At 71.5% G+C, this 22542-nt stretch carries 22 protein-coding genes; 12 read left to right on the top strand and 10 right to left on the bottom strand.

Annotation, left to right across the window (positions count from 1 at the left end; translation table 11 throughout):
* Window positions 1-3 precede the first annotated feature (3 nt).
* Complete coding sequence (locus tag OG322_RS06835) at window positions 4-1641, bottom strand: AMP-binding protein (protein ID WP_123463118.1); 1638 nt, start codon at window positions 1639-1641, stop codon at window positions 4-6.
* Between the two features lie 171 nt (window positions 1642-1812).
* On the opposite strand from OG322_RS06835, the gene OG322_RS06830 reads away from it, so the two are divergent.
* Together OG322_RS06830 and OG322_RS06825 are read left to right on the top strand one after the other, a co-directional pair.
* A complete protein-coding gene (locus tag OG322_RS06830; protein WP_123463120.1) occupies window positions 1813-2940 on the top strand; it encodes an acyl-CoA dehydrogenase family protein in 1128 nt (375 codons plus the stop codon).
* The gene (locus OG322_RS06825; RefSeq protein WP_123463122.1) at window positions 2937-3338 is read left to right on the top strand and encodes a RidA family protein; all 402 of its coding nucleotides are present in this window, start codon (window positions 2937-2939) and stop codon (window positions 3336-3338) included. The genes OG322_RS06830 and OG322_RS06825 overlap by 4 nt, the downstream gene beginning before the upstream one ends.
* Before the next feature lie 72 nt (window positions 3339-3410).
* Here OG322_RS06825 and OG322_RS06820 read toward each other — a convergent pair whose 3' ends face one another.
* The 5 genes from OG322_RS06820 to OG322_RS06800 form a co-directional block, all read right to left on the bottom strand.
* Window positions 3411-4544: an FAD-dependent monooxygenase gene (locus OG322_RS06820; RefSeq protein WP_329306187.1), complete on the bottom strand. Its 1134-nt coding sequence runs from the start codon at window positions 4542-4544 to the stop codon at window positions 3411-3413.
* A 74-nt stretch (window positions 4545-4618) separates the two neighbouring features.
* The gene (locus OG322_RS06815; RefSeq protein WP_123463126.1) at window positions 4619-5188 is read right to left on the bottom strand and encodes a GTP-binding protein; all 570 of its coding nucleotides are present in this window, start codon (window positions 5186-5188) and stop codon (window positions 4619-4621) included.
* Between the two features lie 6 nt (window positions 5189-5194).
* Window positions 5195-5602, bottom strand: a complete 408-nt coding sequence (locus tag OG322_RS06810; protein ID WP_123463128.1) for a DUF742 domain-containing protein — start codon at window positions 5600-5602, stop codon at window positions 5195-5197.
* Window positions 5599-6036 carry a roadblock/LC7 domain-containing protein gene (locus tag OG322_RS06805; RefSeq protein WP_123463130.1) on the bottom strand — a complete coding sequence of 146 codons (438 nt, stop codon included), beginning with the start codon at window positions 6034-6036 and terminating at the stop codon, window positions 5599-5601. The genes OG322_RS06810 and OG322_RS06805 overlap by 4 nt, the downstream gene beginning before the upstream one ends.
* The gene (locus OG322_RS06800) at window positions 6033-8861 is read right to left on the bottom strand and encodes a nitrate- and nitrite sensing domain-containing protein (RefSeq protein WP_329306186.1); all 2829 of its coding nucleotides are present in this window, start codon (window positions 8859-8861) and stop codon (window positions 6033-6035) included. The genes OG322_RS06805 and OG322_RS06800 overlap by 4 nt, the downstream gene beginning before the upstream one ends.
* 342 nt (window positions 8862-9203) lie before the next feature.
* Between OG322_RS06800 and OG322_RS06795 the strand changes: the two genes are divergently transcribed.
* The 9 genes from OG322_RS06795 to OG322_RS06755 all read left to right on the top strand — a co-directional run bounded on the left by OG322_RS06795 (window position 9204) and on the right by OG322_RS06755 (window position 17939).
* The gene (locus OG322_RS06795) at window positions 9204-12128 is read left to right on the top strand and encodes a Na+/H+ antiporter subunit A (protein WP_329306185.1); all 2925 of its coding nucleotides are present in this window, start codon (window positions 9204-9206) and stop codon (window positions 12126-12128) included.
* Complete coding sequence (locus tag OG322_RS06790) at window positions 12125-12808, top strand: Na(+)/H(+) antiporter subunit C (RefSeq protein ID WP_123463137.1); 684 nt, start codon at window positions 12125-12127, stop codon at window positions 12806-12808. Before OG322_RS06795 ends, OG322_RS06790 begins: the two co-directional genes overlap by 4 nt.
* Window positions 12805-14457 (top strand): Na+/H+ antiporter subunit D, encoded by a 1653-nt coding sequence (locus OG322_RS06785; RefSeq protein WP_266410791.1) that lies wholly within the window; start codon window positions 12805-12807, stop codon window positions 14455-14457. Before OG322_RS06790 ends, OG322_RS06785 begins: the two co-directional genes overlap by 4 nt.
* A complete protein-coding gene (locus OG322_RS06780; protein ID WP_329306184.1) occupies window positions 14454-15101 on the top strand; it encodes a Na+/H+ antiporter subunit E in 648 nt (215 codons plus the stop codon). The genes OG322_RS06785 and OG322_RS06780 overlap by 4 nt, the downstream gene beginning before the upstream one ends.
* Window positions 15098-15433 (top strand): monovalent cation/H+ antiporter complex subunit F, encoded by a 336-nt coding sequence (locus tag OG322_RS06775; RefSeq protein ID WP_123463143.1) that lies wholly within the window; start codon window positions 15098-15100, stop codon window positions 15431-15433. Before OG322_RS06780 ends, OG322_RS06775 begins: the two co-directional genes overlap by 4 nt.
* Complete coding sequence (mnhG, locus tag OG322_RS06770) at window positions 15430-15783, top strand: monovalent cation/H(+) antiporter subunit G (protein WP_123463145.1); 354 nt, start codon at window positions 15430-15432, stop codon at window positions 15781-15783. The genes OG322_RS06775 and mnhG overlap by 4 nt, the downstream gene beginning before the upstream one ends.
* 48 nt (window positions 15784-15831) lie before the next feature.
* On the top strand, window positions 15832-15960 hold the full coding sequence (locus OG322_RS06765) for a hypothetical protein (RefSeq protein ID WP_266410790.1): 129 nt from the start codon (window positions 15832-15834) through the stop codon (window positions 15958-15960).
* A gap of 74 nt (window positions 15961-16034) precedes the next feature.
* A complete protein-coding gene (locus OG322_RS06760) occupies window positions 16035-16652 on the top strand; it encodes a TOPRIM nucleotidyl transferase/hydrolase domain-containing protein (protein WP_123463147.1) in 618 nt (205 codons plus the stop codon).
* Between the two features lie 165 nt (window positions 16653-16817).
* A complete protein-coding gene (locus tag OG322_RS06755; RefSeq protein ID WP_323179874.1) occupies window positions 16818-17939 on the top strand; it encodes a DmpA family aminopeptidase in 1122 nt (373 codons plus the stop codon).
* Window positions 17940-18348: 409 nt separating this feature from the next.
* On the opposite strand, the gene OG322_RS06750 is transcribed toward OG322_RS06755, so the two are convergent.
* Window positions 18349-19878 carry a helix-turn-helix domain-containing protein gene (locus OG322_RS06750; protein WP_124285459.1) on the bottom strand — a complete coding sequence of 510 codons (1530 nt, stop codon included), beginning with the start codon at window positions 19876-19878 and terminating at the stop codon, window positions 18349-18351.
* Between the two features lie 261 nt (window positions 19879-20139).
* On the opposite strand from OG322_RS06750, the gene OG322_RS06745 reads away from it, so the two are divergent.
* Window positions 20140-20790 carry an MOSC domain-containing protein gene (locus OG322_RS06745; protein WP_329306183.1) on the top strand — a complete coding sequence of 217 codons (651 nt, stop codon included), beginning with the start codon at window positions 20140-20142 and terminating at the stop codon, window positions 20788-20790.
* A 135-nt stretch (window positions 20791-20925) separates the two neighbouring features.
* Here OG322_RS06745 and OG322_RS06740 read toward each other — a convergent pair whose 3' ends face one another.
* The 3 genes from OG322_RS06740 to OG322_RS06730 all read right to left on the bottom strand — a co-directional run bounded on the left by OG322_RS06740 (window position 20926) and on the right by OG322_RS06730 (window position 22539).
* Window positions 20926-21402 (bottom strand): RNA polymerase sigma factor, encoded by a 477-nt coding sequence (locus OG322_RS06740; RefSeq protein WP_260146877.1) that lies wholly within the window; start codon window positions 21400-21402, stop codon window positions 20926-20928.
* Window positions 21386-21772: an RNA polymerase sigma factor gene (locus OG322_RS06735; RefSeq protein ID WP_260146878.1), complete on the bottom strand. Its 387-nt coding sequence runs from the start codon at window positions 21770-21772 to the stop codon at window positions 21386-21388. The genes OG322_RS06740 and OG322_RS06735 overlap by 17 nt, the downstream gene beginning before the upstream one ends.
* A 140-nt stretch (window positions 21773-21912) precedes the next feature.
* Window positions 21913-22539, bottom strand: coding sequence for a glyoxalase (locus OG322_RS06730; protein ID WP_124285462.1), 627 nt, complete (start codon window positions 22537-22539; stop codon window positions 21913-21915).
* Window positions 22540-22542 lie beyond the last annotated feature (3 nt).

Raw genomic sequence — 22542 nt, 5'->3', positions numbered from 1 at the left:
TGATCATTCTCGGCCCGGAGCGGCGGGGACGGCACCCTGTTCGTCCTCACGCAGCCGGAACCGTTGCAATTTGCCCGTCGCGGTACGGGGGAGCGCGGGCCGGAACGTGATGAGGCGCGGGCACTTGTGCGGGGCCAGCTCCGTCTTCATGAAGGCACGCAGCGCGTCGGCCGAGAGCGTGGAGCCCTCCCGCAGCACCACGTACGCCGCCACGATCCGGCCGCGCAGTTCGTCCTCGCGGCCCACCACCGCGGCCTCCGCCACCTCCGGGTGGCGCAGCAGCGCGTCCTCGACCTCGGGGCCCGCGATGTTGTAGCCGGAGGAGATGATCATGTCGTCGGCGCGGGCCACGTAGCGGAAGTAGCCGTCCGCGTCGCGCACGTAGGTGTCGCCGGTCAGGTTCCAGCCGTGCCGTACGTACTCCCGTTGCCGTTCGTCGGCGAGATAGAGGCAGCCGACCGGTCCGCGTACGGCCAGCAGTCCCGGTTCGCCGTCCGGTACCGTCGCGCCGTCCCGGTCCACCACCCGGGCCTGCCAGCCGGGCACCGGGACGCCGGTGGTGCCGGGGCGGATCGCGTCGTCGGCCGCGGAGACGAAGATGTGCAGCAGTTCGGTGGCGCCGATGCCGTTGATGATGCGCAGACCGGTCCGCTCGTACCAGGACCGCCAGGTCGCGACGGGCAGGTTCTCACCCGCCGACACACAGCGGCGCAGCGCGGAGAGGTCGTGCCCGTCGAGCTGGTCGAGCATCACCCGGTAGGCGGTCGGGGCGGTGAACAGCACCGAGACCCGGTGCGCGGCCAGGGCGGGCAGCAGCTGCTTGGGGCCCGCCTGTTCCAGCAGCAGCGCCGACGCGCCGGCCCGCAGCGGGAAGACGACCAGTCCGCCGAGCCCGAAGGTGAAGCCGAGCGGCGGGCTGCCGGCGAACACGTCCTCGGGCACCGGTCGCAGGACGTGCCGGGAGAAGGTGTCGGCGACGGCGAGCACATCGCGGTGCAGGTGCACGCAGCCCTTGGGTCGCCCGGTGGTCCCCGAGGTGAAGGCGATCAGCGCGACATCGTCCGACGCGGTGTCCACGGCTTCGTAGGAGCCCGGTCTGGTGGCGGCCAGCCGCAGCAGGTCGTCCGGGGCGTCGCCGCCGTACGCGGTGATCCGCAGCCCCGGCACCCGCGCCTTCGCCAGGTCGTCGACCGAGCGGACGTCGCACAGCGCGTGGCTGATCCGGGCGATCGAGCAGACCGTGGCGAGTTCGGCGGCCCGCTGCTGGGCCAGTACGGTCACGGCGATCCCGCCGGCCTTCAGCACCGCCAGCCAGCAGGCGGCGAGATGGGGCGTGGTGGGGCCCCGCAGCAGTACGCGGTTGCCGGGGACGACCCCCAGGTCCGAGGTGAGGACATGGGCGATCCGGTCGGCCCGGTCCCGCAGCTCCCCGTAGCTCAGCACCGCGCCGTCCGGCGTACGGAAGGCGGGGCGGTCGGGTCCGAAGCGGTCCGCCGTGCGGTCCAGGAGTTCGACGGCGCAGTTCAGCCGGTCCGGATAGTGCAGCTCGGGCAGGTCGAAGACCAGTTCCGGCCACTGGTCGGCGGGTGGCAGATGTTCTCTGGCAAAGCTGTCGACGTGCGCTGAGGTCTTCGGGTCCATGACGGATCGCCCCCTTGTCGCCTCTGGAGCGTATCGTTTGAGTGACGGTAGTCAACGGTCCGCGATAAAACGGGATACCGAGGCAAGGTGCGACAGACGGCATGTGCAGAGCGCGCGACAGAACGGCATGCGCAAGGCTTCCGACGGGACTCCGACAAGAGAGGCGCCGGTATGACGGCATTCTCGCTCGATCCGGCCCAGACCGCCTGGTGCGAGGAGCTGCGCACCCTTGCCGAGCAGCGGTTGCGCCCGCCGGCCGAGAAGGGCGAGCCCGGTCACGTCAACCGTCCACTCCTCGCCGCCCTCGGTGAGCTCGGCCTGCTGGACCGGCTGCTGGGCTCCGGCGCCCTCGACCTCTGCCTGCTGCGCGAATCCCTCGCCCGGGGCTGTACGGAGGCCGAGACCGCCCTGGCGCTCCAGGGGCTCGGTACGTACCCCGTGCTCCAGGCGGGTACCGCCGCCCACCGGGAGCGCTGGCTTCCCGAGGTCCGGGCGGGCCGCGCCGTCGCCGCCTTCGCGCTCAGCGAGCCCGGGGCGGGGTCGGACGCGGCGGCCCTCGCACTCGATGCCGCGCCCGCGCCTGACGGCTGGCGGCTGACCGGCGAGAAGTGCTGGATCTCGAACGCCCCCGAGGCCGACTTCTACACCGTCTTCGCCCGCACGACGCGCGGCGCCGGAGCCCGCGGCGTCACCGCGTTCCTGGTCCCCGCCGACCGCCCCGGACTGACCGGAAGCTCCCTCGACATGCTCTCGCCGCACCCCATCGGCGCCCTCGCCTTCGACGGCGTACCGGTCACCCCCGACGACGTGCTCGGCGAACCGGACCGGGGCTTCCGGGTCGCCATGAACACCCTCAACCTGTTCCGGCCGAGTGTCGGCGCCTTCGCCGTCGGCATGGCCCGCGCCGCCCTCGACGCGACCGTGGCACACACCGAGGAGCGCACCGCGTTCGGCGGCCCGCTCAAGGAACTGCAGGCCGTCGCCCACCAGGTCGCCGAGATGGCCACCCGCACCGAGGCCGCCCGGCTGCTGGTGTACGCGGCCGCCGCCGCGTACGACGCGGGGGAGCCGGGCGTACCGCGCCGTGCCGCCATGGCGAAGCTGTTCGCGACCGAGACCGCGCAGTACGTCGTGGACACGGCCGTCCAACTGCACGGCGCCCGCGCCCTGCGCCGCGGCCATCTGCTCGAACACCTCTACCGGGAGGTCCGCGCCCCCCGGATCTACGAGGGCGCCAGCGAGGTGCAGCGCACGATCATCGCCAAGGAGCTGTACGCGAACCGGGAGCCGTCCGCATGAGTCCGATCCACCGCATCAACCCCGCCGAGCTCTCCCCGCCCGCGGGTTTCTCGCACGCGGTCACCGCCACCGGGAGCCAACTGGTGTTCCTGGCCGGGCAGACCGCCCTCGACCAGCGGGGCGACATCGTCGGGAGCACCCTGCCCGAGCAGTTCACCGCCGCCCTCACCAATCTGCTCGCCGCCCTGCGCGCGGCGGGCGGTGCACCGGCGGACCTGGCCCGGGTCACGGTGTACGCCACCGATGTCGCCGACTACCGGGCGAACGCCGCCGAACTGGGGCGCATCTGGCGGCGGCTGGCGGGCCGCGACTACCCCGCGATGGCCGTGATCGGGGCGGCGCGCCTCTGGGACGAGCAGGCGCTCGTCGAGATCGACGGGGTGGCGGTGCTGCCCTGAGCGGGCCGGACACGGTGAACGCCCCGTGCGGGCACGGGAATCCGGGGCCCGCACGGGGCGTTCACCGCATGATCAGTACGGCTTCACCAGCACGTGCGCCGCACCCGGAATGCCGACCTTCAGCAGTTCGTCCTCCTCGGGCGTCGTCTCGCCGCCCGTCTCCTGCTTGAGCACGGCACGCGACATGGCCTGCACCCACATGGCGCGGGGACGGCGGCGCCCCTCCCAGATGTCGAGCGCGGCCGCGACGTCCGGCTCGGCGTCCAGCGACTCGGCGAGCACCAGCGCGTCCTCCACGGCCATCGCCGCACCCTGCGCGATGTGCGGGGTGCTCGCGTGCGCGGCGTCACCGGCCAGGACCACCCGGCCCATGTGCCACGGCTCCTCGACGGTCACCTGGGAGATCCGCGAGTACACCACGTTCTCGGGTCCGGTGACCGTGGCGAGCGCCTCGGCGACCGGGCCGGAGAACATCGGCAGCCGCTCCTTGAGCTGCTCGTGGGCCCTCTCCGGGTCGGGCCGGAAGTCCTCGGACTCGGCGAACACCGCGCCCAGGTACATCAGCTCGTCCGTGATCGGGGTGAGCAGTGCCTTGGCGGCCTGGCCCGCGGTGCTCATCACGACACCCCGCACCCGGTCCTGACGGGGCACGGTGACACGCCAGTTGGCGAAGCCCGTGTACTGGGGGGCGTAACGCTCGCCGTACAGCCGGGTGCGCAGCGGCGAGCCGATGCCGTCGAAGCCGACGACCAGGTCCCAGCGGCCGGCCGAGCCGTCGGACAGGGTGACGTCCACGCCCTCGCCGTCGTCCGCGAGCCCGGCGACGGTGGTGCCGAAGCGGATCGTGGCCCCGGCCGCCGTGGCGGCGGCGCCGAGTACCTGGGCCAGTGCGGGGCGGGGGATGCCGTTGTTGGAGGGCGCGTCGCCCATCCGGGGCTGCGGAATCTCGGCCAGGGTGTTTCCGGCCGGGTCCGCGATGGTCAGCACCTCCCACTCGAAGCCCGCCTTGAGGCAGTCGTCGAGCACCCCGATCTCCCGCATGACGTGGAGGGCGTTGGACGGCTGGATGATGCCGACGCCGAGGGCGTCGAGCTCGTCACGGAGCTCGGCCACCTCGACGGTGTGGCCGCGCCGGGCCAGGGCGGTGGCGAGCGTCAGCCCGCCGATGCCGCCGCCGTGAATCAGGACGCGCAGGGGTGTTGCCATATCGGATCTCTCCAGAGCCGGAAACAGTGGGAAGACTTGCGGGGATCAGCGCGAGGACGTGGGGGCGGGAACCCTCAGCCGGCCGCGACGGGCAGGCTCATCAGGTGGTCCACCAGAGCCAGCAGCACGTCCCGGCCGAACGGCCGGTCGCGTACGTCACCGACCAGCAGGGGGACATGGGGGTCGAGGTCGAGCGCCGCCCGGACCTCGTCCGACGTGCGGGTGTTGTGGCCGTGGAAGCAGTTGATCGCCACCACGAACGGGATGTCGCGGCTCTCGAAGAAGTCGATCGAGGCGAAACTGGTCTCCAGCCGGCGGGTGTCGGCGATCACGACGCCACCGAGTGCGCCGTTGACCAGGTCGTTCCACATGAACCAGAAACGCTCCTGGCCCGGTGTGCCGAAGAGGTAGACGACCAGTTCGGGACTGACCGTGATCCGGCCGAAGTCCAGCGCCACGGTGGTCGTGTCCTTCTGGCCGACACCGGCCAGGTCGTCGACGCCGATGCTGGCCTTGGTCAGGAACTCCTCGGTACGCAGGGGCGCGACCTCGCTGACGGCGCCCACCAGGGTGGTCTTGCCGACGCCGAAGCCACCGGCGATAAGGATCTTGACGGCGGCGGGGGCCGCCTGACTGCTTGTCATCTTTGCTCAGAGTCTCCGGAGTCCGTCGCGAACAGCGGCCAGCACGCCCATGTCCGCACCGCCGGCCGCCCGTGCCACCGAGAGCGGGGCGCGGGCGAGCAGCAGGCCGTGGGACACCAGGTCCGCCAGCAGGATCTTGGTCACCGAGACCGGGAGGTTGAGGTCCGCGGAGACCTCGGCGACCGCCGCGGGACGCAGACAGCGCTCCAGGATCATCCGGTGCTCCGGCTGGAGCCGGCCGGGCCGGGCCGCTGCGCCGTGTTCGTCCCGCGGGTCGTGTGCGGTCGTCAGCACGGTGATGAGGGTGAAGTCGTCCCGCTCGGGGGCGGTCCGGCCACGGGTGATGGTGTAGGGGCGCACCATGGTGCCCGCGCCGTCCTCCTCCGGCTCCTCGTCCTCCCAGTACGGGGTCACGCGTGCGGCCCGTCCCCGCCGCCGAAGGCGTCGAAGTCACCGCGCACCGGGGTGCTGAGCTTCTGGCCGACCTGCTGGACGAGGTTGTGCATGGCCAGCGACATGATCTCGGCATCCACCTCCTGGGAGGCGACGACGGCCAGGTGCGTGCCCTGGGCCGCCGAGATGATGAAGAGCCACAGGTCCGACAGCTCGACGATCACCTGGTGCACGCCGCCGCCGTTGAAGAGCTGCCCGACACCGCGGGCCAGGCTCTGCTGCCCGGTGCAGATGGCGGCCAGCCGCTCCGCGTCGGCCCGCTCGACGGTGCGCGAATGGCTCACCACCAGGCCGTCGTCGGAGAGCAGTACGGCGTTCAGGGTCTCGGCCACCGAGTCCACGAGACCGTCGAGCAGCCAGTCGAGGTCCTGGTGAGTGGCGGTTGTGCGTGTCATGACCGTTCTTCTCTCGTGGGGTGGTGGGCGGGCGGGTCGGGCTCCGTCGGCGATTCATCGGTCGCGCGGGCGGCGCGGGACCGGCGCTGGAAGGCTCCGATCGCGGCTCCGGCCCTGCGGGGGGCCGGCCGGAGCAGGGGGTTCTCGTCCCAGCTCGGCGGCTGCGGCGCGGCAGGCCTGGCTGCCGGGTCGATCCGCAGTTCGTCCGCGAGGCTGGCCTGCCGCACCCGGCGCGGCAACGGGGGTTCCGCGGCGGGTACGGCCGGCAGCGTGGGCCGGCCCGGCCCGCCGGGAGCGATGGTCTGCGGCGACGGCGGAGCCGGATGGTCGGGCTCGGCCACCGGCAGCCGTGCGGGGTGTCCGGCGGCCGGTCCCGGCTGCCGGACACCGGGGACCGGGAATCCGTTCGGGTCCCCGGCCGCGCCCGCCGGATACGGTCCCGTGTAGGGCTGTTGCGGAGTCATGTACGGCTCCTCCGGCGTCGGATACGGCTGGTGCGGTACGGGGTACTGGCCCTCGGCCTTCATGTACGGCTGTTCGGCCGGGGCGTACGGGTCCTCGTGGGAGCTGCCGTACGGGGACGCCGGTCCGGCGGAACCGTACGGGGACGTCCCGGGCGCAGTGCCGGTGTACGGCGGGAACGGGTGCTCGCGGTCGCCGAACGGGTCGTCGGCGGGCGCGGGCTGCGGCCGCGGCCCCTCCCGGTCGGGGAAGGGCTCGGCCGCCACGGTGTACGGGGACGCGGTGGCGTCGAACGGTGCGCCGGAGGCGTGCAGCGCGGTGACCCCCGCGAGGGCCTGGCCACGGCCCCGGCTGGGCAGTGCCTCTCCGTCGCCGGTCGCGGCGGGCACCGGGGGCGCGGACGGCGCGGGGGCCTGGACGGCCTCGGGGGACGGTACGCCCACCGGGCCGGTACGCGGCTCGGGGACCGTGAGCGCGTCGGGGACGAGCACGACGACGCGGGTGCCGCCGAAGGCCGAGGGGCGGAACTCCACCCGCAGGCCGTGCTGGTCGGCGAGGCGTGCGATCACGTAGAGGCCCAGCCGGATGTCGTCGGAGTGGGCCAGCACGTCCATCCTGGGCGGACGGCTCATCAGCTCGTTGGCCTCGGACAGCTGTTGCTCGTCCATGCCGAGCCCGCGGTCCTCGACCTCGATGGCCAGTCCCCGGCTCACCCGGGCCGCCCTGACCTCGACGGGGCTGGGCGGCTTGGAGAAGCTGAGGGCGTTCTCGATCAGCTCGGCGAGCACATGGGAGACCGGTCCGACGGCCCGCTCCGTGAGCCACGGGGTGCCGTCCAGATCCAGTACCACGCGCCGGTAGTCCTGCACCTCGCCCTGGGCGGAACGCATGACGTCCAGCAGCGGAACGGGCTTGCGCCAGCGCCGGTGCGGGGAGCCGCCGGCGAGGATCACCAGGTTCTCCTCGTAGCGCCGGAGCCGGGCGGTGAGGTGGTCGAGGTCGAAGAGTCCGTCCAGCAACTCGGGGTCCTCGTGCTTGCGCTCCAGCTCGTCCAGCTTCTTCAGCTGCTGGCCGATCAACTGCTGGGTGCGGCGGGCGATGCGCTGCAGCAGCCGCTCGAAGCCGCGGTGCTGGTCGGCCTGTTTGACGGCCGCCTGCACAGCACTGGTGCGGGCCAGGTTGAGGGCGTTGCCGAGTTGCGTCAGTTCGTCGGACTTGCCGCTCTTGCTGTCGGGCGCGATGGCACGGGCCTCGGCCTCGACATCGATGCGTTCGCCCTTGGCGAGCCGGTCGATCACATCGGGCAGCGTCTTCTCCAGCTCCTCGGCCCGTTCCTGGAGCCGGCCGATCCGGCGGCGCAGGTTACGGGTGAGGCGCCAGGTGATCCAGATGACCGCGATGACCGCGAGGAGGCCGACGACGGTGGTCAGGACGACCCTGATCAGCAGCGAGATGACGCTGTCCTTGCCGTTCTCGACCACCAGCGCGGTGCGGTGCTCCATCAGCTTCACCAGCTGGGGTGTGAGCTGGTCCATCGCGCCGCGCCAGGTCTTCTCCTGGGCGCCGAGGCTGACGAATCCGGCACCGTCGGGGTCGGCGGGCCGCAGCACCTGCGTCTCCACCCGGGTCTTGGTCCTCCAGGCGGGACTGCTCGCTATCTTGTCCCACATCGCCTTCTCGTCCGGCGGAAGGTAGGGGGCGACCTTGTCGGAGTACTGGAACGACTGACTGGAAACGGCCTGCCGGACCTGCTGGAGGTCCTCCGTGCTCAGCTTGCCCTTCGGCCAGCCACGGGCCAGCAGGGCGTCCGAGCGCGAGATCATCTCCTTGGTCCAGAACAGGTCGACCAGCGGCTGCGAGAGCGTGGTTATCTTGCCGTTGTCCACATGGCTGAGCGCGGTGAACAGCTTCAGGTCGACCGCGATCAGATCCGTGTAGTAGCCGTACACGGCCTTCTGCTGGTCGTTGTCGCCCTCGTCCACGAGGGTGCGCTGCGCAGGCAGTTGGTTGATCGCCTGGCGGGCCTGGCCGACCGCGTCCCGGACCTCGCCGGGCGCGTCGTCGGCGGTCACGTCCGAGAGCGACTGGAAGCTGGTGATCGCTTCGTCGGTCAGCTTGCGCTGCTTGCGCAGCGCGTCGGTGGCACCTCCGTGGCGGGCCAGAGCCTCGGCGCTCAGCCGACGCTCCTCCTGCAGGTTGTAGTACACGATGTTGGACGGCTGGCCGGCCTTCTGGGCCAACTGCCCCTGGGCTGCCTGGCTTTGGAAGTCGAGCAGAGTCTGACCACTGGTGACGGCCCAGAGGGCGGCCAGTGCGACACCGGGGACGATGGCCAGTACGAGCAGGGCCGTCCGCAGCGACATGGTGGTCGAGTCGCTCCGCCGAGACGCGCGCGTGCGCAGGGCATGCTCCTTGACGATGATGCCAGCCTCACGACTGATCAAATCCGTTGAGAACTTCGACAGATAGATCTTAGCCGCACTGTAAAAATGAAAAGGAAGTGGGCTCACATGTGCAACACCGATCACTCACGTCTTCACCATCTACGCGCGGAGCTGCCGCGACCGATCTGAGTGCGCCCGGGTGGGCGCGGCGCGCCGTACGGGTGAAGCCGGTTCGGGGATATATCTGTACTTAGTGCTCTTTGCCCGTTCTGTAACGCCCCGCGCCGGACTGCCCCGCGCCGCATCTCCCCGCGGAGCCGCATGACGGCGCTCATCGTCTGCCACTTCGTCCTGGCCGCGTGTGCCCTCCCGCTGGTCCGGCGACTGGGCACGCGCGCCTTCGTCGTACTCGCCCTGCCACCGGCCGCCACCACCTGCTGGGCACTCGCCCAGTGGGACACCGTGGCCTCCGGGTCCTCGGTTACCTGGTCGTGGAACTGGATCCCGGCCTACGACGTCTCCCTCGGCCTGCGCCTCGACGCGCTCGCCGAACTGATGGTGCTGCTCGCGGCCGGTGTCGGCACGCTCGTCCTGCTCTACTGCGCCTCGTACTTCACCGACGACACTCCGCAACTGGCCGGATTCGCCGGGAACCTGCTCGCCTTCGCCGGGGCGATGCTCGCCCTCGTCCTCACCGACGACCTGATCTCGCTCTATGTGTTCTGGGAGCTGACCACGGTCTTCTCCTACCTGCTGATCGGATACAATAGCGAGCACCGGCACAGCCGCCGCTCCGCCCTCCAGGCACTCACCGTCACCACCTTCGGCGGCCTCGCCATGCTGGTCGGCTTTCTGATCATCGGTCAGGCGGCGGGCACCTACCGGATCTCCGCGATCCTCGACGACCCGCCCCGGACGAGCGTCGCCGTCTCGGTGGCCGTGGTGCTGATCCTGTGCGGGGCGCTTTCCAAGTCGGCGATCTGGCCGTTCAGCCTCTGGCTCCCGAACGCGATGGCCGCGCCCACCCCCGTCAGCGCCTATCTGCACGCCGCCGCCATGGTCAAGGCGGGCGTCTACCTGGTCGCCCGCCTCGCACCCGGATTCGCCGACGTCCCCGTGTGGCGGCCCGTCGTGATGGTCCTCGGTGCCGCGACCATGCTGCTCGGCGGCTGGCGGGCGCTGCGGCTCAACGACCTCAAGCTCGTCCTCGCCTACGGCACCGTCAGCCAGCTCGGCTTCCTCACGCTGCTCGCCGGCGTCGGCAGCCGCGACGCGGCGCTGGCCGCCGCCGTGATGATCCTCGGGCACGCCCTGTTCAAGGCACCGCTGTTCCTGGTCACCGGCATCGTCGACCACGCCGCCGGCACCCGGGACCTGCGCAGACTCTCCGGCGTCGGACGGGCGCTGCCGCACGTCTTCGCCGTCGCCGTGATCGCCGCCGCGTCCATGGCCGCACTGCCCCCACTGCTGGGCTTCGCCGCGAAGGAGGCCGCCTTCGACGCGCTGCTGCACGGCGACACCGCGGACCGCTGGGCGCTGGGCATCACGGTCGCGGGGTCGATGCTGACCGTCGCGTACACCGTCCGCTTCGTCTGGGGGGCCTTCCTGCGCAAGCCCGGCGTCACCGACACCCCGGTCCACCGGGTCGGCTGGGCCTTCCTCGCCCCGCCCGCGCTGCTCGCCGCCTGCGGTCTTGTCCTCGGGCCCGGTGTCGGGTGGACCGGCCGGCTGCTGAGCGCTTACGCGGACACCTTCCCCGTCCCCGCGCACCTCTACCATCTCGCGCTCTGGCACGGATTCGGCACCGCGGTGCTGCTCTCGGCCGTCGCCCTGGCGGGCGGCGCCGCGCTCTTCGCGTGGCGGGGCGAGGTCACCCGGCTCTCCCGGCGGATCGCCTGGCCCACCGCCGACAACGTCTTCGGCCACCTGCTGCTCGGCCTGGAGCGGCTCTCCCTCCAGATCACCGGATTCGTCCAGCGCGGCTCGCTCTCCGTCTACCTCGCCACCACGCTGCTCGTGATGCTCGGCGGGCAGCTGGCCGTGCTCGGCGTCGACCGCCCCTGGCAGGGGGCCGCGGCACCCCGGCTCTGGGACGTACCGCTGCAGGGTGCCGTCGCCGTGCTGACCTGCGCGGCGGCCCTGCTCTGCCTCACCGTCAGACGGCGCATGAAGGCCGTGGTGCTGGCCGGACTCACCGGATACGGGACCGCGTTGCTCTTCGTCGTCCAGGGCGGTCCGGACCTGGCGCTCACGCAGTTCTGCGTGGAGACCGTGTCGATGATCGTGTTCGTGCTGGTGCTGCGGCGGATGCCGGTGCACTTCCAGGAGTCGGTCAGCAGCTGGCGCCGTGCCGTGCGCATCCCGGTGGCGCTGGCCGCGGCGGCGACCCTGAGCGTGGTGGTCTGGGTCGCGGCGGCCGCGCGCATCGCGAAACCGGCGGGCGCCGCCATGGTCGAGGAGACCGCGCACCACGGACTCAAGGACGTGGTGGCCACCATCCTGGTCGACCTGCGGGCCTGGGACACGATGGGGGAGTCCGCCGTGCTCGCCGCCGCGGCGATCGGTGTGACGAGCCTGATCTATCTGCACCGCCGCGCCGAGGGCGCCGCATCGCCCCTGGAGAGACAGGGGCACACCGCCTGGTCGGTGACCGCGGCCCGGCTGACGGGGCTGCCGCAGGGCGACGAAGGGGCGCCGGAGCGCGGTTGGCTGGCGGCCGGCGCCACGCTCGCGCCCGAGCACCGCTCCGTGGTCTTCGAGGTGGTGGCCCGGCTGCTGTTCCACCCGGTCCTGGTGCTCTCGGTGTACCTGCTGTTCTGCGCCGAGAACATGCCGGGCGGCGGCTTCGTCGCCGGACTGGTCGCCGGAGTCGCCCTGATCATCCGGTACCTGGCGGGCGGCCGCTTCGAACTCGCCGAGGCCGCCCCGCTGCAGCCGGGACTCTTCACCGGTCTGGGCCTGTTCCTCTCCACCGGGGTCGCTCTGCTGGGTCTCGCCGACGGCACGGTCCTGCACGCCTGGACCCACCGCGGACGTCTGCCACTGATCGGCGAGTACCACTTCGGTACGCCGGTGGTCTTCGACTTCGGCGTCTATCTCCTGGTGCTGGGCGTGGTGCTGGACATCGTGCGGGCCCTCGGCGCCAAGATCGACCGGCAGATCGAGCGGGCCGCCGCCGAACAGGCCGCCGGAGCGCTGCCGGGGCCCGCTTCCGGACCGGCACCCGGGACGGGAGTCGCGGGATGACCGTCAGCGCCTCGCTCCTCGCCACCGCCGCGGTGCTGTGCGCGGTCGGCGGCATCCTCATGCTCACCCGGCCCCTCACCCGGATCCTGCTGGGCGCGGTGATCGCGGGCAACGGCATCAACCTGCTCGTCCTGTCCGCCACCGGAACGGCCGGCCGCGAACCCCTGCTCTACGGCGTCGCGCTGGGCAAGGTCACCGATCCGCTGCCCCAGGCCATCGCCCTTACCGCCATCGTCATCACACTCGCCACCACCGCGTTCCTCCTGGCCATGGCCTACCGCAGCCACCAGCTGACCGGCACGGACGAGGTCCACGACGACCTGGAGGACCGGCGCATCGTGCTGCGCGCCGAGGTGCTGGGGGAGCGCGACGAACTGCGCGAGCAGTACCGGGCCGAGTCCGACCGTTCGGACGAGGAACGCCGCCGCTACCGGGCGGAGCGCCGCCGGCTGAGAGCCAGGCTGCGCGCCGACCGTGCCCTGCAGGCCCGCGGCCGGGACGCGTCCGGGGACCTGTGGCACGACGTCCTGGGCGCGGACCCGGAGCACTACGCGGCGGAGCAGGACGACGGAAGCCCCGGCCCGGCACCCGGTCCCGGCGCCGCACCCGGCCCCGGCCCGGACCCCGCCCCCGACAGCGGCCCCGACCCCGACGACACGAACCGAGGAGACACCGGGTGAACGCACTCGTCCCGCTGCCGGTGCTGCTGCCGCTCTGCGCCACCGGCCTGAGCCTGGCCTTCGGCACCCGGCTCAAACAGTTCCAGCGCTTCATCAGCGTCGCCGTACTCACCGCCGTACTGGGACTCTCGGCCACCCTGATGATCGCCGCCGACATGGACGGCCCGCTCACCGTCCACCTCGGCGACTTCGCCCCGCCGCTCGGCATCACCCTGGTCGCCGACCGGCTCTCCGGGCTGATGCTGACGGTCTCCTCGGCCGTCACCCTCTGCGTCCTCGTCTACTCCCTCGGCCAGGGCATGGCCGACCGGGACGAGGAGACGCCCGTGGCGGTCTTCCACCCCGCCTACCTGATCCTGGTCGCCGGGGTCTCCTGCACCTTTCTCGCCGGTGACCTGGTCAACCTCTACGTCGGCTTCGAGATCATGCTGGTCGCCAGCTTCGTCCTGCTCACGCTCGGCGGCACCGGCTCCCGGGTCCGCGCGGGCTCCACCTACGTGATCATTTCGCTGTTCTCCTCGATGCTCTTCCTCACCGCCATCGCCATGACGTACGCGGCCACCGGTACCGCCAACTTCGCCCAGCTGGCCGGGCGCCTCGCCGCACTCCCGCTGGGCGTCCAGACCCTGATCCAGGCGATGCTGCTGACCGTCTTCGCCATCAAGGCCGCCGTCTTCCCGCTCGCCGCATGGCTCCCCGACTCCTACCCGACCGCGCCCGCCCCGGTCACCGCGGTCTTCGCCGGGCTGCTCACCAAGGTCGGCGTCTACTGCATGCTGCGCACCGAGACCCTGCTCTTCCCCGGAAACCGGCTGGGCGATCTGCTGATGGCGGCCGCCCTCGCCTCGATGATCGTCGGCATCCTGGGGGCCGTCGCCCAGACCGACCTGAAGCGGCTGCTCTCCTTCACCCTCATCAGCCACATCGGTTACATGGTCTTCGGTATCGGGCTCGCCACCCGCGAGGCGTACGGCGGCGCGATCGTCTACGTCGTCCACCACATCACCGTGCAGACCACGCTCTTCCTGGTGGCCGGTCTGATCGAACGGCGCGGCGGCACCACCGAACTGACCCGGCTCGGCGGAATCGCCAAGGCCGCACCGCTCCTGGCCGTCCTCTTCTTCGTACCCGCGATGAACCTGGCCGGGATCCCGCCGCTGTCCGGATTCATCGGCAAGCTCGGACTCATGCGCGCCGGTGTGGCCGACGGCAGTGTCTGGGCCTGGATCCTCGTCATCGGATCGACGGCGACCAGCCTTCTCACGCTGTACGTGATGGCCAAGGTGTGGAACCTGGCGTTCTGGCGGGCCGCTCCTCCGGGGCAGGCGCTGGACGGCACGGTCCTGGAGTCCGACGAGGAGGACGACAGCGACGCCGACGAGGGTCCGGACCGGATGCGCGGCACCGGCGACGAAGGCGTACGGCTCCGCCACCAGCCGGCCGGTCGCGCGGTCGCCGCCACGCTGCACGGTCACGCCGTCACCACGACGACGAAGCTGCCGCGGCCGATGACCTGGGCCACCGCCGCGACGGTCGCGCTCGGACTCGCCTTCACCGTGTTCGCCGGGCCGCTGACCTCGTACACCGACCGCTCGGCCGCCGAACTCATCGCACGCTCCCCCTATATCGAGGCGGTGCTCGGACGGTGAGACGACTGATCAGGTTCTCCTACCGGAACAAGGACCTGCCGCCGTTCAGCTGCGAGTTCGGCCGCGGCCGCCGCCGGAGCGTGCTCGACCTCCCGCTGATCGCCTGGCTCACCGTCATCTGGGTGCTGCTCTGGTCCGGCCTGCACTGGGCCAATGTGCTGACCGGCGCGGTGGTCGCGGTCGCGGTCTGCCTGGCGTTCCCGCTGCCGCAGGTCGACCTCGGGCTTCGCCTGCACCCCTGGGGCATGCTGCGGCTGGGCGGCTTTCTGCTCTACGACATGTACACCTCCGGCGTGCGGGTCACCCGGCAGATCTTCGGTGACCGTCCGCACCGGGCCGCCGTGATCGCCGTACCACTGCGCTGCCGCTCGGACCTGATGCTCACGGCGACCGCGGTCGCCGTGTCCAACGTGCCCGGCGGATCGGTCGTCGAGGTGCGCCGCGCCACGGCCACCCTCTTCCTGCACGTCCTCGACGCGGACCGGCCCGCCGAACTGGACGCGGCCCGGCGTTCCGTATGGCGTCTGGAGGAGTTGACGGTCCGGGCCTTCGGCACCCGCGACGAGATCACCCGCGTCGCCGTCGCGCCACCTACGGCACCACACACCGGCGAGCAGCCGGGAGACCAGGGGGAGGACGCATGAGCGTTCCGGAGACCGTCGACCGGGTGCTGCTCACCGCGGCCGTCGTCGTGATCGTCATCGCCGGAGCGGGCCTGCTGACCCGCATCTGGCGAGGTCCCTCGATGCTGGACCGCGCGATCTCGCTCGATGTCTGCGCGGCCCTGATCATCGCCGGCCTCGGCGCCAAGTCGGCTTTCGCGCGCGACCCGTTCTACTTCCCGATCATGCTGGTGCTGGCCTTCCTCGGTTTCACCGGTTCGGTCGGCATCGCGCGCTTCATCGCCGTACGCGACCGGCCGCCGGGCCGCCCGCGCGCCGACGGCCCCAAGAGGACGGGCGGGGAAACGCCATGAGCGTCTGGCTCCAGATCACCGACACGGCAGGCGCGGTCCTGGTCCTCCTCGGCGCGGCCATCTGCCTGCTGGGCGTGATCGGCATGCTGAAACTGCCGGACGTCCTGTCCCGCAGCCATGCGGCCACCAAGCCGCAGTCGCTCGGCATGCTGATCGTGCTGGCCGGGGTCGCGCTGCGACTGCGCAGCGGCATGGACCTGGCAACCCTGGCGCTGATCGGCTTCTTCCAGCTGATGACCGGCCCGGTCGCCGCGCACCTGGTCGCGCGCTCCGCGTACCGGACCGGGCAGATCGACCACGGCGAACTGCTCTTCGACGAATTGGACGAGCAACTGACCGAGGAGAACTGAGAGCCGAGGCCTGACCGCGCAGGACAACGCGGGTGTCAAGGAACCTTGTTGCCACTGGCCCTCATCGTGCTCACCGCGCTCGCCCTGGCGGGCCTCGCCCTGGTCCTGCTCGCCCGGCCGTGGCTCAGCCACGGCGAGATCGCCGCCGAACCGCAGTCCGGGGACAACCGCGGCTGACGGCAGCACCGCGAGTGCCCGGGGAACGGCGGAAATTCCCAGCGCGGCGGCCGGAAAGGGCGGAGACTCGTCCCGTGGCCGACATGGAGGCGTTCCGGGACGCGGTTGTCGCGTGGGCGGCAGGTGGCCCCGGTGATCCCGCGCGTGAGCTGGCCATGCGGCTGCCCGCCCGGACAGCCGTCCTGCTGGAAGGGCCCAGTGACGCCGCGGCGCTCGACGCGCTGGCCGCGAACCGCGGCCGGGACCTGGCGGCCGAAGGCGTCTGCGTCCTGCCGATGGGCGGTGCGATGAGCGTGGGGCGCTTCGCCCGCCTCCTCGGGCCGCCCGGCCTGGATCTCCGTCTCACGGGGCTGTGCGACGAGGCGGAGCGTGGCCACTACGCCCGCGGTCTGCGGCGGTCCGGCGCGGCGCGGTCGGAGTTCTTCGTCTGCGCCGCGGATCTGGAGGACGAGCTCATCCGCGCCCTGGGTGTGGCACGGGTGGAGGAAGTCGTCAGGGAGCAGGGCGACGGGCGAGCCCTGCAGACCTTCCTGCGGCAGCCCGCGCAGCAGGGCCGCACCGCGCAGCAGCAGTTGAGGCGCTTCCTCGGCACGAAGAAGGGGCGCAAGATCCACTACGGCCGCGTCCTCGTCGAGGCCCTCGCCGCCGACCGCGTTCCGGCCCCGCTCGACGGCCTGCTCACCGTCCTTTGACCCCCGGGCGGAGCCCGGCACGAGTACCGGCGCTCAGGACACCCCGCGCGCCAGAGGTCCCGCCACGCACCCCGAACCGTTCCTCCCGGGGCGCCGACCGGTCCCGTATTCTCTGCGCGCATGACTGACGACGGCGCGAGGGAAGAACCCGTGGACGAGAACCGCATGAGGGCACGCGAGTTGGGCATACCCCTGACCGGCGAGCCGGGGCCGTGGAACGCGATCACGGACGTTCCCGGTGTCGAGGTCGGCTATGTGACCCTCTGCGAGGGCGCCGACGTGCGCACCGGAGTGACCGCGCTCCTGCCGCGCGGCCGGGACGGTGTGGGCCTGCCCTGCGCGGCCGGCTGGCACTCGTTCAACGGCAACGGTGAGATGACCGGCACCGCCTGGATCGAGGAGAGCGGCTCACTCGCTGTGCCGGTGCTCATCACCAACACGTACGCGGTCGGCCCGGTGCACCGCGGCGTGATCGAGTGGGTGCGCGCCAACTGCCGCGGCATGGCGCCGGAGTGGCTGCTGCCGGTGGTCACCGAGACCTGGGACGGCCACCTCAACGATATCCACGGCACGGCCGTGGAGTCCCGCCACGCCGCGGCCGCCATCGAGGCGGCGTCCACCGGCCCGGTCGAGGAAGGCTGCGTCGGCGGCGGGACGGGGATGCGCTGCTACGGCTTCAAGGGCGGCTCGGGGACCGCGTCGCGGGTGGTGGAGTACGGCGAGGATCGCTATACCGTGGGCGCTTTCATCCAGGCCAACTTCGGTGCGCGTCGCGAACTGGTGGTGGCCGGTGTACCGGTGGGACCCGAACTGCCGGACCGCCCCGGGCCGGCAGCCGAGGGCGAGCGCCAGGTGCCGCCCGGTGCGGGCTCGGTGATCGTGGTGGTGGCGACGGACGCCCCGCTGCTCCCGGGACAGTGCAAGGCGCTGGCCCGCCGCGTCACCCTGGGCCTCGCCCGCACCGGCACCACCGGAAGCCACTTCTCCGGGGACATCTTCCTGGCCTTCTCCACGGCCAACGAGTCCGCGCTGACCAGCACGTTCCCCGCTGACAACGGCAGCGCCCCGTACGAGTCGATGCGATTCGTGCCGTGGGGCCGGATGGACCCCTTCTACGGCGCGGTCGTCGAGTCGGTCGAGGAGGCGGTGCTCAACGTGCTCACCGGCGCCCACTCGATGACCGGCCGCGACGGCCACCACGTCCAGGCGCTGCCGCTGGACAGGGTGTCCGAACTGCTGGCGGCACGCGGGGCCGGGCTGTCCGCCGCCCACGAACCGCGCCTTTGACCCGGACTCCCGCAGCAGTTGGCAGGGAAATTCACGGAACACGCTGCTCAACTACACGGGCTGACAGGTGGGTTCGTCCTGGTGAAAGGGCGTGCGAACCGGGTTCAGAACGACGTCGTGCTGCTTGGCGGCTCAGTTCCGGTCTGCGTAGTTGTTCGTCGGTGTACGTGCGCCAAGTGTTCCGGGGGTGAGGTTGTCCGATCCGAGGAGGCCGGTGCGCGCGATCGACCGCTCGAACGCGGGGATACTCCCGGGCGGGGCAGGCGCCCGAGCACTCTGGAACCAGGATCCGGGCCGTGAAGAGGATCGCCGTCGTTGCAGACAGAGCAGAGAAGCCCCACGGATGCCGCCGCACCCCTCCCTGATTCCCCGAGTAGCAGATCAGGAGGGGTGCGGCGGCTTTCGCCCGCTAAATATCGCGGAAGATCTCGATCTGTGCGCCCACTGAGTTCAGCCGTTCCGCCAGCTCCTCGTAACCGCGGTTGATCACATACACGTTGCGCAGCACGGAGGTTCCCTCGGCCGCCATCATCGCGAGGAGTACCACCACGGCCGGCCGCAGTGCGGGCGGGCACATCATCTCGGCCGCGCGCCACCGGGTCGGACCCTCGACGAGCACCCGGTGCGGGTCCAGGAGCTGGAGCCGGCCGCCGAGGCGGTTGAGGTCGGTGAGGTAGATGGCGCGGTTGTCGTAGACCCAGTCATGGATGAGGGTCTGGCCCTGGGCCGAGGCGGCGATGGCCGCGAAGAACGGCACGTTGTCGATGTTGAGGCCGGGGAACGGCATCGGGTGGATCTTGTCGATCGGCGCCTCCAGCTTGGAGGGCCTGACCGTCAGGTCGACCAGCCGGGTGCGTCCGTTGTCGGCCGCGTACTCCGACGTGCGGCCGCAGTCGACGCCCATCTCCTCCAGCACCGCGAGCTCGATCTCCAGGAACTCGATCGGCACCCGGCGGATCGTCAGCTCGGACTCCGTGACGACGGCGGCGGCGAGCAGGCTCATCGCCTCGACCGGGTCCTCGGAGGGGGAGTAGTCGACATCCACGTCGATGGTCGGCACACCGTGCACGGTCAGCGTCGTTGTGCCGACGCCGTCCACCCGTACGCCCAGCGCTTCAAGGAAGAAGCAGAGGTCCTGGACCATGTAGTTGGAGGACGCGTTGCGTATGACGGTGGTGCCGTCGTGCCGGGCGGCGGCCAGCAGTGCGTTCTCGGTCACGGTGTCGCCGCGCTCGGTCAGCACGATGGGGCGGCCGGGTGTGACGGCGTGGTCGACCTGGGCGTGATATATGCCCTCGGTCGCGGCGATCTCCAGGCCGAAGCGGCGCAGCGCGATCATGTGCGGCTCGATGGTCCGGGTGCCGAGGTCGCAACCGCCCGCGTACGGCAGCTTGAACTGGTCCAGCCGGTGCAGGAGCGGCCCGAGGAACATGATGATCGACCGGGTCCGGCGGGCGGCGTCCGCGTCGATGGCGTCCATGTCGAGCCGGGCGGGCGGCACGATCTCCAGATCGGTGCCGTCGTTGATCCACCGGGTGCGCACCCCGATGGAGTTCAGGACCTCCAGGAGGCGGTAGACCTCCTCGATGCGGGCCACCCGGCGCAGCACCGTACGGCCCTTGTTGAGCAGCGAGGCGCAGAGCAGTGCCACGCAGGCGTTCTTGCTGGTCTTCACGTCGATGGAGCCGGAGAGTCGGCGCCCGCCGACCACCCGCAGGTGCATGGGTCCGGCATAGCCGAGCGACACGATCTCACTGTCGAGTGCTTCACCGATGCGGGCGATCATCTCAAGGCTGATGTTTTGATTGCCGCGCTCGATGCGGTTCACGGCGCTCTGGCTGGTGGCGAGCGCCTCGGCGAGCTGGCTCTGTGTCCAGCCCCGGTGCTGACGGGCGTCACGTATGAGCTTGCCGATACGTACGAGGTAGTCATCTGACATACCGAAAGGCTATCTCAGATATGAGATGAGGCTGTCGGCGGGGTGTGGCATTCGAGTGACGGGCAGGTGCGCGGCCGCGGCTCGGGGCGCGGCTGAGCGCGGGCACCGCTGCCTGACTCCATGGTCCGCCCGCCGTACGAGTCCGGCACGTGGAGCGCGTCCATCCGGTGCCTTCGTCGGCGCCGGGCGGTCAGGCTGTCGGCGCTGGGTGGCGGGATATATGTGTCGCCCCGGCGCGGGGATGATCATATGGTCCCCTGAATGAAGCTGCTCTCCGTCAATATCGGCCGCCCCCGTCCCAACCCCTGGAAGGGGCTGAGCTCCACCGGTATCGACAAGCGGCCCGTCGGCGGGCCGGTCGCTGTCACGGCCCCCGGCCCCAAGGGCACCGGCGCCGTCGGCCTCGCCGGTGACCGGGTCCATGACGTGAAGCACCACGGCGGCTCCGACCAGGCCGTCTACGCCTATGCCCGCGAGGACCTCGACGGCTGGGAGGCCGAGCTGGGCCGGCCGCTGGCCAACGGGGTCTTCGGGGAGAACCTCACGACCCTGGGACTGGACGTCAACGGCGCCCTGATCGGGGAGCGTTGGCGGATCGGGCCGGATGTGATCCTGGAGGTCTCCTGCCCGCGGATCCCGTGCGGGACGTTCCAGGGCCGGCTGGGGCGTGACGGCTGGATCAAGCGGTTCACGCAGGCCGCGCTGCCCGGGGCGTACCTGCGCGTGATCGAGCCCGGCGACATCCGCGCCGACGACCCGGTCGAGGTCGTGCACCGGCCGGATCACGACGTGACCGTCGCGCTCGCCTTCCGGGCCATGACCCTGGACGGTGACCTGCTGCCGCGGCTGCTGGCCGCCGACGCGCTGCCGGAGGAGGACAAGGAACTGGTCTGCAGGCGGACCTCTGCGTAGGCAACCACCGTAGCCCGGGAGCGGGAACCGGGACGGCGGCGGGAGTGGACGGCGGGGCAGGGTGCCGGGGAGATGCGCAAGCGCTCCCGCCACCCCGCCCCGTTTCATCGCCCTCGTCCTGTCCCGCCGTCAGGTTCAGCCGATCCTGTCCGTGAAGCCCATCGACAGGATCGTGTCGTGGGTGACCTTGCCCTTGCTCGGCCCCGACGTCCACGTGAAGGTGTACTCCAGGATCGCGCTCGTCCTCGGGTCGACGGTCACCCGGCCGAGGCTCCTGGCCTCCTGGAACTCAGGCATGAGTCCGTAAGACGACGTGGAGCAGACCGGCATGGGGACGCACGGCGCGAAGGAGAGCAGTATGAGGTCTCCCGTCACGCTCAGCCGCCGGCCCGCCGGGCGGGGCGGGGCGAGCCGGTCGCGCAGCCGGCCCCGGGCCCGGTGCAGCCGCGAGCGGGCCGTGCCCGCCGGGATGCCCGCGGCGGTGGCCGCCTCCGCCGGCGTGAGCTGCTCCCAACTGACCAGGAGAAGCAACTCCCTTTCCTCGGCTGGTAGTTCGGCCAGCGCCTGACGCAGGGCGGGTGCCAGTGCGGCCGCGTCAAGGCGCTGGTCCACCGCCCTGCCAGGGGTCGATGACCTCCGGTCCCGGTACGGCCTCTTTCCGTCCCGCCCGCCGCAGGTGCTGGGACAGTACGTTGCGGGCCACCCCGAACAGCCAGCCCCGCGCCGAGCCGCGCGAGGGGTCGAACGTGCGCCGTGCGGCGAACGTCTGCAACCACGCCTCGGCCAGCCGATCGTCGGCCGCGCCGGGCATGCGCCGGGCGAAGTAGCCGTGCAGGGCGGTCGAGTACCTCTCCACCAGCGGGGTGAACGCCGCCGCGTCACGGGCCGCCGACCGCGTCAGCCGGGCGTCGCTGTCGGCGTCGCCGCCGTGGTCGGGGGCGCGCTCACCGCGCCCCTCGTGTTGCCGGGTATCCGGTGTCACGGAATCTCCGTCTCCGACCGCCGGACGACGGTCTCACCCTGTACTTGGCACCGGGCGCCGGTTCCGTTCGCGCTCTGCCGGGAAGGAGGGGAGAGGGCAGGGGCGCCGCCGTTCGCCGGCGGACGCCGTTCGTCGTCACATCAGGACGCGAGTGCCGGCGACGCGGCCTCCCAGGCGAACCCGTCCGGGTCGGTGAAAGGACCGGCGTCGCCGCCGATCACGAGCCGGTGCGATCCGGTGCCGTCCGGGGAGACCCCGACGTCCTTCGCCAGGGCGCGGCGTCTGTACAGCGCCAGCTTGACGGGACTCGGGCCGGCGGCGAACTCGACGTACATGCGGCTGAAGCTCTTCGCCACGGCAAGGCCCTGGCCGACGTAGAACCGCTTGCTCGCGACCACGTCCTCGACGCCCAGCAGGAGCACGATCTCGTCGATCTCCCGGGTGGCGGGGCCGGTGTCCTTCTTCGCCGAGGTCGCGACCTTCCAGATCGTGCCGTCCGGGGCCCGCACGACACCGCCATAGCCCCAGAACGACTTGGCGGCGGGCTTCAGCGACGTGGCGCCGGCTTCGAGGGCCGAGTCGATGAGGCTGTTGACGGTGGCCGGCTGGGACACCGTGAGCGACAGTGTGAACCCGCGGAAGCCGGTCGTGGGTGTCTCCGAGGTCCGCAGGCGCAGCTGCGTGTCCAGTCCGAAGGCGCTGGTGCAGAAGCGGTGGGCGGCCGTGGGATCGGTTACTTCGAGGGTGACGGATTCGATGGATGCCATGTC

Source organism: Streptomyces sp. NBC_01260 (genome assembly GCF_036226405.1).
Classification (GTDB): domain Bacteria; phylum Actinomycetota; class Actinomycetes; order Streptomycetales; family Streptomycetaceae; genus Streptomyces; species Streptomyces laculatispora.
Note: the sequence above shows the minus strand (reverse complement) of the source record. Positions and strands in the feature narration are given on the sequence as shown.

What these genes read in the sequence shown, in the direction of transcription:
- OG322_RS06835 (WP_123463118.1), bottom strand. Translation starts at nt 1,641, where the DNA reads ATGGACCCGAAGACCTCAGCGCACGTCGACAGCTTTGCCAGAGAACAT.
- OG322_RS06830 (WP_123463120.1), top strand. Translation starts at nt 1,813, where the DNA reads ATGACGGCATTCTCGCTCGATCCGGCCCAGACCGCCTGGTGCGAGGAG.
- OG322_RS06825 (WP_123463122.1), top strand. Translation starts at nt 2,937, where the DNA reads ATGAGTCCGATCCACCGCATCAACCCCGCCGAGCTCTCCCCGCCCGCG.
- OG322_RS06820 (WP_329306187.1), bottom strand. Translation starts at nt 4,544, where the DNA reads ATGGCAACACCCCTGCGCGTCCTGATTCACGGCGGCGGCATCGGCGGG.
- OG322_RS06815 (WP_123463126.1), bottom strand. Translation starts at nt 5,188, where the DNA reads ATGACAAGCAGTCAGGCGGCCCCCGCCGCCGTCAAGATCCTTATCGCC.
- OG322_RS06805 (WP_123463130.1), bottom strand. Translation starts at nt 6,036, where the DNA reads ATGACACGCACAACCGCCACTCACCAGGACCTCGACTGGCTGCTCGAC.
- OG322_RS06800 (WP_329306186.1), bottom strand. Translation starts at nt 8,861, where the DNA reads ATGTCGCTGCGGACGGCCCTGCTCGTACTGGCCATCGTCCCCGGTGTC.
- OG322_RS06795 (WP_329306185.1), top strand. Translation starts at nt 9,204, where the DNA reads ATGACGGCGCTCATCGTCTGCCACTTCGTCCTGGCCGCGTGTGCCCTC.
- OG322_RS06790 (WP_123463137.1), top strand. Translation starts at nt 12,125, where the DNA reads ATGACCGTCAGCGCCTCGCTCCTCGCCACCGCCGCGGTGCTGTGCGCG.
- OG322_RS06775 (WP_123463143.1), top strand. Translation starts at nt 15,098, where the DNA reads ATGAGCGTTCCGGAGACCGTCGACCGGGTGCTGCTCACCGCGGCCGTC.
- mnhG (WP_123463145.1), top strand. Translation starts at nt 15,430, where the DNA reads ATGAGCGTCTGGCTCCAGATCACCGACACGGCAGGCGCGGTCCTGGTC.
- OG322_RS06755 (WP_323179874.1), top strand. Translation starts at nt 16,818, where the DNA reads ATGAGGGCACGCGAGTTGGGCATACCCCTGACCGGCGAGCCGGGGCCG.
- OG322_RS06750 (WP_124285459.1), bottom strand. Translation starts at nt 19,878, where the DNA reads ATGTCAGATGACTACCTCGTACGTATCGGCAAGCTCATACGTGACGCC.
- OG322_RS06745 (WP_329306183.1), top strand. Translation starts at nt 20,140, where the DNA reads ATGAAGCTGCTCTCCGTCAATATCGGCCGCCCCCGTCCCAACCCCTGG.
- OG322_RS06730 (WP_124285462.1), bottom strand. Translation starts at nt 22,539, where the DNA reads ATGGCATCCATCGAATCCGTCACCCTCGAAGTAACCGATCCCACGGCC.